Annotated in this window: 3 protein-coding genes; all 3 read left to right on the top strand. The window is 41.0% G+C overall.

Features of this window, described 5'->3' with window-relative positions; genetic code table 11:
* Positions 1 to 39 precede the first annotated feature (39 nt).
* Positions 40 to 318 (top strand): hypothetical protein, encoded by a 279-nt coding sequence (locus LK994_RS00260; RefSeq protein WP_229760869.1) that lies wholly within the window; start codon positions 40 to 42, stop codon positions 316 to 318.
* Positions 319 to 676: 358 nt separating this feature from the next.
* Positions 677 to 11,353, top strand: a complete 10,677-nt coding sequence (locus LK994_RS00255) for a beta strand repeat-containing protein (protein ID WP_229760868.1) — start codon at positions 677 to 679, stop codon at positions 11,351 to 11,353.
* 131 nt (positions 11,354 to 11,484) lie between these two features.
* Positions 11,485 to 11,700, top strand: coding sequence for a hypothetical protein (locus tag LK994_RS00250; protein ID WP_229760867.1), 216 nt, complete (start codon positions 11,485 to 11,487; stop codon positions 11,698 to 11,700).
* Positions 11,701 to 11,759 lie beyond the last annotated feature (59 nt).

The following is an 11,759-nucleotide window of genomic DNA, read 5'->3' as shown; positions in this document are numbered from 1 at the left end:
CTCAAACAAACAAATTAAGAAATAAAAAAAATATCAAAGATGAGTGCACATTTAAAGACATCGTTATCAAAGTTCACGAGCCGGTTATACCCGATGCTGGTGATGCTGATAGTGTTCATGATGCCTGTAGTATTATTTGCTCAGAACCCGGATGATAACCCCGGAGGTAATCCGGACTACCGTCCACCAGCAGTGCCATTGACTCAGTGGATGAGTATTGGCCTGCTTGCAGTAGGTGTCGGTCTGGGTGTATGGGTGATCAAACGCAGGAATGCAAAGAAGGCGATGATGGTTCAGGCAGTGTCAGACAATAGCTAATAAGCTCATCTTACTAAATTTAATGCACCTCTCTTAACCGAGAGGTGCATTTTTTGTTTTGTAAAGGTTGCATTATACGTCAACGTAACTTATTGACAGTGTAAAAAATACATATATATAAATAAGCCTTTTGTAGAATTTAACGCAAACGATTGCGTAAATAAATGCCTGTTTCAACATCAAAATTTTAATGGATTGTTCTAACTTGACGTTCGCAATGTGGCTGAGAAGTACACATTAAACGATTCGATACCTAGAGAATTCCTTGCCAATCCCCTTAGAAAGCCTTATTGAGCTTGTATTTTAACGATTTTAACATTTGTCTAACAGTTGGGCGCAAACGCCAAAAATTGCCATTATGAAAAAAATATTTACGCCTTCGATTGCGAAAATTTCCGTTTCTGAAATCCTACCCAAAATTCAAAAACAAAGTTCTATGTTTAAAAAATCACTATTTACCTTTTGGGTAATATTGGGAAGTTTATTGTTTAGCGATAATCTGGCCTATGGACAATTTACGGCTACCTGGGCATTGACTGCTGATCAAACAGTGGCTAAAGCAGGTGCAGCTGCCGCTAATGTGACTGCTGCAAGTCAGGTAATGAGTAGTACACTTTTTATCCCGGCTTCTAGTCCTTATACAGGTACCAATAACGTAGCTGGAGATGGGCAACGTTGTAGTCCGAAAAATGGTGGTACAGATGGTTCTTGGTTAAATGATGGAGCCGTAGTAGCAGGTCGATATATGGAGTTTGTAGTTAATCCCAATGCAGGATTTTCTATGAATGTAAGTGCGATATCGTTTTTTATAGGTAATAGAGGGTCAACTAATGCCAGGGGTAATGCATATTACTATGTAGGGACTGATAACTCAGGTTTTACAACATCAAGTGGAACAGCGTTAGGTACTGCATTGACATCAGGTTCATCGTCTAATACATATGCGACTCAATATAATTATACATCTCTAAATATTTCGGTTGCGGCTGGTTCAAAAATATTTGTAAGGATATATCCATATAGGGTTTCTTCTTCTGGAACTAGCGCCTACTTTGTAACTAAATCAGTGGTAGTTACAGGAACAACTGCATCTACTTGTACAAACCCTACATTTTCTACACAACCTACCGATAATCAATCAGAGTGTGTAGGAGGTTCTTTAACATTGGGTACTGTAGTGGCAGATCAATCACCAACTTATCAATGGTATTCGAATACAACTAAAACAAATTCAGGCGGAACAACAGTTGGAAGTGGTAATGGTGGTAGTACTGCTACTTTTACTCCTTCTTCTGCAACAGCTGGTACATATTATTATTATTGTGTGGCAACAAATGGCAGTTGTGCAACTGCATCCAGTGCTGTACAGATCACTGTTAACGCAGCAACGGCAATTACTGGCCAACCATCACCAACAGACGCCAATTATGCTGTGGGGGCAACTGCTACCGCATTGACAGTTACTGCAACTGGTACGGGGCTTACCTATCAATGGTATAAAAATGGTCATACCAATTCAAATTCGGGAGGAACAACTGTTGTTGAAGGTGTAGATGGAACAGGAGGACAAACAGCTTCATTCACTCCATCTACTGCAACTGCAGATTATACTTATTTTTACTGTGTAGTTTCAGGCTCTTGTTCTCCAACAAGTGTTACAAGTAATGTTTCAGGTAAAATTGATGTTCAGGTTCCTGCATGTACACCACCAGCATTTTCTACACAACCCACCGATAATCAATCAGAGTGTGTAGGAGGTTCTTTAACATTGGGTACTGTAGTGGCAGATCAATCACCAACCTATCAATGGTATTCAAATACCACTAAAACAAATACAGGAGGAACATCTGTAGGAAGTGCAAATGGAGGTAGTACAGCTACATTTACTCCATCATCTTCAACAGCTGGTACATACTATTATTATTGTGTTGCTACAAGTGGTATATGTACTACGCCGTCTGCTGCTGTACAAATTACAATTAATGGTTTACCGGCAATATCCAGCCAATCAACAGCAGGAGCTAGTTATTCTGTTGGAGGTACTGCATCAGCATTAACAGTGACTGCAACTGGCGCAGGCTTGACCTATCAATGGTATAGCAGTACAGATAATTCAAACAACACCGCAGGAGATGATGTTTCAATAGGAGGAGCTAACAGTAACAGCTATACGCCGTCAACTGCAAGTGCAGGAACAACTTATTACTATTGTGTTGTATCTGGTACATGTACGCCAAGTGTTAAGAGTGCTATCTCGGGTGCTATTGTGGTATCACCATACGCAGTAGGAGATTTTGGTAGTGTAGCTTCAAGTACTTGGGCTACTGCTGCAACCTGGAAAAAATGGGATGGTTCAGGTTGGAATACAACAGCTGCTGCAGCACCAACTGCATCAGATAATGTATGGATAGTGGGAGGGTTTACAGTAACCGTAGGCGCATCAGGAACTTGTAAAGATTTGCATGTTACCAATGGGATTTTAAAAACCGGAACTGCGGTAAACTCTATACAGACAATTACAGTAGCTGGTACAACCATCGAAGTTACAACCGGTGGTACAATAGGTAATGGCTTGGAAGATAACTCTGCAGATGGAATTTCTATTACTTGTTCTAATACAGGAACTACAACTATTACCGGTACAGGAGGAGCAATGGATGTGTCTAAATTAATTCAAAGTGGTAATAATGGAATATTGGTTATTAATCGTGATCTTAAAGTTCGTTATCATGGATCAGGAAATGGTGGTAATGCATCGGCTTTGTATCCAACAGCAGCAAATAATACCCTAACAATAAATGCAGGAAAAACGTTAACAATTGCGAAATGGGCTTCAATCTATTTGAATAGTAATTCTGGCAATTTGGTTAGCCAAAATTATACAATGAATATTAACGGGACACTTACCTTTGAAGCAGGAAGTCCTACAGATGCAAATGATAGAACTTTATTGAAAGGTTACCTGATGTTAAATACTGTGGCAACTTTTACTGCAGCAATTAATGTGGGGACTACAGGTACATTGACAGTTCAGGATTTTTATCCGAATGGATCTAGTAATACAGGTACAGCAGCTGGTACTACAACAATTGCTGTTGCCAGTGGGGGTATACTTAATATTGGTGTAAATGGTGATTTCAGCAGATCGGCTTCACAAACTATTACAGGTGCAGGTACGGTGAATATTCTATCAGGAGCAACGCTTAGAATTGCAAGTCTTAGTGGTATAACTGCTTCTTCTGCGAACGGACCAATACAAACCACCACACGTAATTACAACACCGGTGCAAAATATGTTTATTCAGGTGCGGCAGCTCAGGCCGCAGGCGATGGTTTACCTGCTACAGTTGCCGGATTAACCATAAATAATGCAGCAGGTGTTACTATTGGTAGTGACCTTACTGTGAACGGTGTATTAACTTTCACTACTGGTAACTTAACAACGGGTGCTAATAAAGTGATTATTACTTCTGCAGGAAGTGTATCACGTACAAGTGGGCATGTTGTAGGTAAATTGCAGAAAACAGCTGTTGATGCAACAGCTACTGTATTTGAAATAGGTACTACTGTATATGCGCCTTCAACATTGACTGTTAATGGTGTTTCAGGTGCTGTTGATCTTACAGCAAGTGTAACTGCAGGTAACCCTACAAGTGGTTCAGGAGTTGATCCAACTAAAAAAGTGGATCATTATTGGACTGTTGATAAATCAGGTGCCGGTACTTTTACTTCTTATAGTGCCAAATTCGACTTTACTAATACAACTAATACAGGAACAGTAGCTAATTATAAAGTTAAAAAATATACAGCGTCAAGTTGGGCTGCTACTACAAGTTCAGTAACAGGTACTACCATTACTGCCACTGGTTTAACCAGCTTCAGTGATTTTGAAGTGGGTGAATTGTTACCTTGTACTGCACCAACTATTAACACACATCCGGTAAGTTCTACACAAAGCATTTGTGTGGGCGGGGTGCTTGGTTCATTATTTGTAGAAGCTACAGGAACTTCGATAAGTTATCAATGGTATAAAAATACCACTGCTTCTAATACAGGTGGTACTATCTTAAGTGGAGAAACATTTGATACGTATACTCCTCCAACAGACGTTCCAAGTCAATTATATTATTATTGTGTAATAACCAATGATTGTGGAGGAGGAAGCACCAGTTCTCTTGCAACGAATGTTTCGGGTTTAATAACCGTAACTAATACAGTAGGCGGTACCGCATCCGGAGCTCAATCTGTATGTACAGGTTCTGCACCATCTTCAAATCTTACTGTTAACGGGTACACAGGTTTAGGAACAGTATCAGTAGTTAAGTGGCAGTATTCTTCAGATAATTTTGCAGGAGATGTTCATGATATTAGTAATGCAAGCGCTACCTTAACAGGAGCAACCATCGGGGCTTTAACCAGTTCTACTTATTTCAGGGCAGTAATTACAAGTGATTGTGGAACTGCTAATTCATCAAGTGTACTGGTTACAGTTACTCCATTGTCAGTTGCAGGAACAGTTTCGGCAAATCAAAATATTTGTTCCGGAGCTACACCTACACAATTAAGTATTGGTACAAGTGTTGGAACAATTCAATGGCAGGTATCTACCACTGATGCTAACAGCGGATTCAGTAATATTGGTGGTGCTACAGCTTCTACTTACAGTCCTGCAGCTTTAACACAAACTACTTATTACCGTGCAGTTGTTACCAGTGGTGCTTGTTCATCAGTAAATTCAGATCCTATTACTGTAACTGTTGATCCTAGTCAGCAAATATCTTTAACATCTGGTTCTGCTACTCAAACCGTATGTATCAATACTGCAATTACAGATATCGTTTATACAGGTAATGCTGCAGTATCAGGTGCAGGAGTAACAGGTTTACCTTCAGGTGTAACCGGAACATATAATGCCGGAGTGTTTACCATTTCTGGTACGCCTACACAATCGGGCACATTCAATTATACAGTAACCACTACAGGGACTTGTATACAAGCTACTGCAAATGGTACAATTACTGTAAATGCAGCTCCATCTGCAGGAACTGTTTCATCCAGTCAGGCGATCTGTTCTGGTGCTACACCTGCTCAATTGAGTATCAGCGCAACAGTGGGTACCATTCAATGGCAGGTTTCTACAACAGATGCAAATAGCGGATTCAGTAATATTGGTGGTGCAACAACCACAACTTATACGCCTGGAGCATTAACTCAAACTACTTATTATCGTGTGATCGCTTCTGTAGCAACTTGTACATCTTCTACTTCTAATGCTGTTACTATAACTGTTAATCCATTGCCTTCGAATGCAACAGGAGCATCCAGTAACAGTCGTTGCGGAACAGGAACAGTTGATTTCTCTGTTACTGATCCAGGAGCAGGTTTTGCAGTAGATTGGTTTGCGGCTGCAAGTGGTGGTACATCTTTATTTACCGGAGTAACTTATTCACCAAGTATATCTTCTACAACTACTTATCATGCTGAAATCAGAAATACAACAACTGGTTGTAAATCAGCTGCAAGATTAGCAGTTACAGGTACAGTAAATAATGCACCTAGTATCTCTGTTAATCCAAGTAGTGCGAATGTTTCTTATGATCAAAATCTAACAGCTACTGCTTTAACAGTTACGGCAGCCGGTACAGGTATTTCTTACCAATGGTATAGCAATACAAGTGCTTCTAATTCTGGAGGAACATTAATAGGCGGCGCTACTTCAAGTTCATATACACCATCAACTGCAACAATAGGAATACTTTACTATTATTGTGTTGTTTCAGGAACTTGCTCACCAGCAGCGACAAGTAATGTTTCAGGTGCTATTACAGTAAATCAAGGTCCTTTGGTTTTTGAATTTGTAACAGCTACGGCTACATCTGCTCCAATTGGGTACCAAAAAACGAACGTAGGAACTTATTATAAAGCAACTGGAGCAGGTACTATAACATTTGGCTCAGCATCCTGCGATGGGTATGCAGTATCTGCACCAACAGGAAGCAGTTTATTCGTTTTCAGTCCTGCAATTAATGCTAGTTCTATTGTTGTACGAGGAACTGGATCTGGTGCAAATAGAACCTTCAGTAGTATGACAAGTTCTGCAACTTTAGCTAGCGGATATACAAGTTTTAGTGCATCTGCTACTGGTACTATTGCTAATCCAACCGCCGGTACTTGTGGGGCAATAACGATTACCCCTAGTACAATAATGCAGGCTGGTAAATATTATAGCATTGTTTTCTCAGGTAACTTAAATGTTACTTCAATCTTAGTTTACCCATGTACAGGTCCTACATTTACTACGCAACCTACCGACAATCAGGTAGTTTGTAAAAATGCAACACCTACCTTAGGTACTGTGGTTGCAACAGGTGCAGGGACTACTTATCAATGGTATTCTAATACAACAAAAACTAATACAGGTGGTACAATTATAGGAGGTGCTACGAGTGCTTCTTATTCACCTTCTACTGCAACAGCGGGTACATATTATTTCTATTGTGTGGCAACACCAACAGATGGTTGTACTTCAGCTTCAAATGCAGTTCAATTGACTGTTAATCCTGATCAATCAATATCACGTACTTCTGCTGTGGGTACAGACGCACAAACTGTTTGTGTAAATACGGCTATTACAAATATTGTTTACACTGGTAACAGTGTTGTAACAGGTGCCAGTGCTTCCGGATTACCAACGGGGGTTAGTGGATCATATAGTAGTGGAGTATATACGATCAGTGGTACACCTACTGTTCCGGGTACTTACAATTATACGGTAACATCCACTGGTTCTTGTGGTGCTGCATCTCAGGCTAATGGTTCTATCATCGTATCATCGGCTCCTGCAATTACAGCAGAAAGCTTATCAGGTGCAACTTACACAGCAGGTGCTACTGCTGCTTCATTAAGTGTTACAGCTACTAATGCTACAACCTATCAATGGTATAAAAATACTGTAGCTTCAACAACCGGTGGTACATTTGTTGGAACATCTAATACTTATACTCCACCAACTACTACAGTTGGTACATTGTATTACTACTGTGTGGTAAGCGGAGGTTGTTCACCTGCAGTAATAAGTAACGTATCAGGTGCTATAGTAATTGAAGCGCCACTTGTACCTACTATTGCAATAGACCAAAGTGGCTTTAGTGGTTCATTCGGTAATGTAAATATCAATTCGACTTCTGCCGAACGTTCGTTTGTTGTATCTGGCTCAAGTTTAACTGATGATATTCATGTAACTGCTCCTGCCGGATTTGAAGTTTCTACATCATCAGGCAGTGGTTTTGGTAGTTCAGTAACTTTAACTCAAACCAGTGGTAATGTCGGTAATACAACTATTTATGTGAGATTTGCGCCAACGGTTGCAAATGCTTATTCTGATAATATTGTAGCGTCAAGTACTGATGCAACTAATGTGAATATTGCTGTAAGTGGTACAGGAACTATACCAACCATTACATTGTCATCTTCAGCTACACTTAACTTTAGTGTAACAGGTTGGACAACTTCCATTTCACAGAATATAGCTACTGTAACGGGAGCTAATTTAAATACAAATATTAGTGTATCTGTTTCGGCTCCGTTTGAGATAAGCACAGATAATACAAGCTTTGGAACAAGTAAAACCTTTACGCAAACTGCGGGTAGTGCAAGCGGAACATTGTATGTACGTTATAACCCCACAGCGTTAAATGCAACCGGCTCTGATAATGCTACTATTACTTTTACCAGCACGGGTGCTACTAATAAAACAGTTAGTGTAACTGGTAAAGCAGGTCCAACAATTGCGTTGAGTTCTGCTGCCGCTACTACTACTCAAATAGTAAAAGCAGGTGTTGCAATGACAAATATAACATATGCTGTAACTGGCGGTGTAGCTAGTTCTCCTGTAACCGGATTACCAACAGGTGTTTCTGGCTCATATAGCAATGGAGTACTTACTATTAGTGGAACTCCAGCAGCACAAGTTAGTTACCCTGCTGTATACAGTTATACGGTAACTATCAACGGAGTTTCCGGAGCTTCTCCTGCTTTAGTTACTGCTACAGGAACGATCACAGTAAAAGATCCTAATGCGAAAAGAGTTGCATATATGACAGCTACTGCATCTCCAACCAATCAGCTTTACAACCAGTTGATAAACTATTATGATGTTACGGTATATCAAACTACTACGGCTAGTGGAGGAATTAATAATACTGCTGCCTATACAGATGCTATTGTAGCAACTAATCCTGATCTGATCGTGTTACACGAAAGTGTTCCAAGTGGTACACTTTCTGCTCAAAGATTAGGAACTTATATAGGACAGATACCTATCCTGAATACAAAGGCTCACATGTATGGTAATAGTGGTTGGCCAGCAGGTTCTCCTAATAATGGAACTGCAGGTACTAGTGTCTCTGTAACGGTGAATCCAACATATTTAACTCACCCGGTATTTGCAGGTGCGACTTTCAGTGGCAATAGTGTTACTATGGCCAATGCATCAGCTCCAACGGGTAATATCAGATGGGTGGATAATCCTACTACTACTGGTCAAAAAGTGTTGGCTAACAACTATCTAAATACTGCAAATGCAGTATCTATCATGGAATTGAATACTGCGGGCACTAATAGTTTGAGTAAGTATATGTTGATTGCTTTGTCAGCTGCAAACGAAAACTTAACAACTAATGGTCTATTGGTATTGAGAAATGCCAGCAGCTATTTGATGACCAAATCAATTACTGCTTCAGCAGGTTCAAACGGAAGTATCTCTCCTAGTGGAGAAGCAAATGTTGCTAAAGGAAGCAATCAAACATATACAATTACGCCTGCTGCTAATTACATAGTACAAGATGTATTGGTTGATGGTGTTTCTGTAGGAGCAGTTAGTTCTTACACATTTACTAACCTTTCAAGTAACCATACAATTAGTGCTTCATTTGCATTATGTACTGGCTATACTTTCACCGGAGCTATCGATAACGACTATACTAAACCAGGCAACTGGCAGTGTGGTATTGTTCCTCCTGCAAGCGGAGCAGTAACGATCGCAAACGGTTCAGGTAAGGTTAGATTAACCTCTAACTTAGATGTTACGGGTTCTTTAGATTTCACCAATACGGTAGATACGTTCATCATAGCCCCAGGTGTAAGATTAACCGCCAGCGGTTCAGGAAGCATTAACTTCCACGACAATGCGGTGTTAATTAAATCAGACGCAACCGGAACAGGTTCTATCGGTCAGATAACGGGAACTTTATCAGGAACAGCAAATGTGACTGCAGAACGTTATATCCGTCAGAATACGTACAGAGGCTGGAGATTACTGGCAGTGCCGGTAACTACTGCAGGTCAAACGATCCGTCAGTCATGGCAGGAAGGAGCGACTACCTACACAGCCGATCCTAACCCGGGCTTTGGTACCCGTATCACAGCCAGCACTGCTAATGCAGTAGCGAACGGTTTTGATGCACAGACATTTGGTAACTCCTTGTTACAATATACAGGATCCAGCTGGAGTGGCTTTACAGGCAGCCTGTTAACCACCAAAGTATCAAGAGGTACAGCGGCGGATGCATGGATGTTATATGTAAGAGGCGACAGAGGCGTTGATACAGCAGGAGTGATCACGGCACCGACACAAACAGTGTTGAGAGTGAAAGGTCCGTTGTACACTGCCCCTTATCCGACAGTAACTATTCCTGCAGGCACCAATGGTCTTGTAGGTAATATCTTACCATCAGAAATAGACTTTACATTACTCAACAGAGGTGGCGGTGCAGACAATGCCTTCTACCTGTGGGATCCACAGTTATACGGTTCATATGGTTTGGGTGGTTATCAAACCTTCAGTGCCAATACACCAATACCTTGGAAACCTGTACCGGGCGGAGGCAGCTATGGCACTACCCCAAGTTCTAAGATACAATCAGGTTTGGGCTTCATGGTACATGCATCAGGTTCAGACGGAACGATCCAGCTGACCGAAGCTTGTAAAACAAGCGGCAGCAATGTAGGTGGCAGCGGCTTCAGACCGGTATCACCAACAGCAGCGATACCATATCTTGAAACCAACCTGTATGCAGCGGCACCTAATAACACGTTCAACTTAGCCGATGGTAATATCGTAGGCTTCGATGATTCTTATTCAAATGATATCGACAACAAAGACAATATTAAAGTACAAGGCTTTGGTGATGGTATCGGTATGGTAAGAGGCACCACGGTATTAAGTGCAGAACAACGCAAACTGATCGTAAGCGGAGATGTTATTCCTTACAGAATGACAAACCTTAAGAAACAGGCGTATAAATTAGAGTTCACGCCAAGTGGTTTGGATAATGGAGCTACAGCGGTGTTAGAAGATAAATACTTAAATACGACAACACCATTCAACCTGTCAGCTACTTCATCCGTAGTGTTCAACGCAGACCCTGCAGTGGCAGCATCGTTCACCGACAGGTTCCGTATCGTGTTCAGCACACCAACACCGGTAACTATTACCAACTTAAATGCACAGCAAAAAAATACTGCAATGCAGATAGATTGGAAAGTAGCGGTAGAAAGCGGTGTTAAAGAATACGCAGTAGAACACTCAACCGACGGCGTTAACTTTACACAGGTAGGAGTAGTAAGTGCTTCAGCCAACAATGGCGGATCAGCTACTTACAGCCTTACTGATGCCAACCCTGTTGCAGGAACTAACTACTACAGGATCAAGACAGTAGATCTGTCAGGAGTAGTTAAATACACAACAGTGGTAAGAGTGGTAATGGGGACAGTTAAATCATCGATCGAATTGTCTTCAACAGTTATCACGAACAACCAGGTTAGCCTGCAGTTGAACAACCAGGATAAAGGTCGCTATGGTATCCGTCTGATCAGCAGTGTTGGTCAGGAACTGATGACAACAAACTTTACGCATAATGGCGGAAATAGCACACAAGTTGTATCTTTGCCGACGGTTGTAAGTAAAGGGCTGTATCAATTAGAGATCACCAGACCAAATGGTGCTAAGCTGATCGAAAGAATAGTAGTGAACTAATAGGGCAACCAGAGAATACAATTAGTTGACTCAAACAAACAAATTAAGAAATAAAAAAAATATCAAAGATGAGTGCACATTTAAAGACATCGTTATCAAAGTTCACGAGCCGGTTATACCCGATGCTGGTGATGCTGATAGTGTTCATGATGCCTGTAGTATTATTTGCTCAGAACCCGGATGATAACCCCGGAGGTAATCCGGACTACCGTCCACCAGCAGTGCCATTGACTCAGTGGATGAGTATTGGCTTGCTTGCAGTAGGTGTCGGTCTGGGTGTATGGGTGATCAAACGCAGGAATGCGAAGAAGGCGATGATGGTTCAGGCGGTGTCAGACAATAGCTAATAGGCTCATCTTACTAAATTTAATACACCTCTCTTAACCGAGAGGTGTATTTTTATTTT

This window comes from Ferruginibacter lapsinanis, from assembly GCF_020783315.1.
GTDB classification, from domain to species: Bacteria; Bacteroidota; Bacteroidia; order Chitinophagales; family Chitinophagaceae; genus Ferruginibacter; species Ferruginibacter lapsinanis.
The sequence above is the reverse complement of the archived record's forward strand: the minus strand, read 5'-3'. Positions and strand labels throughout refer to the sequence as shown.

Coding starts and splice junctions, on each gene's coding strand:
- LK994_RS00255 (WP_229760868.1), top strand. CDS start 677: ATGAAAAAAATATTTACGCCTTCGATTGCGAAAATTTCCGTTTCTGAA.
- LK994_RS00250 (WP_229760867.1), top strand. CDS start 11,485: ATGCTGATAGTGTTCATGATGCCTGTAGTATTATTTGCTCAGAACCCG.
- LK994_RS00260 (WP_229760869.1), top strand. CDS start 40: ATGAGTGCACATTTAAAGACATCGTTATCAAAGTTCACGAGCCGGTTA.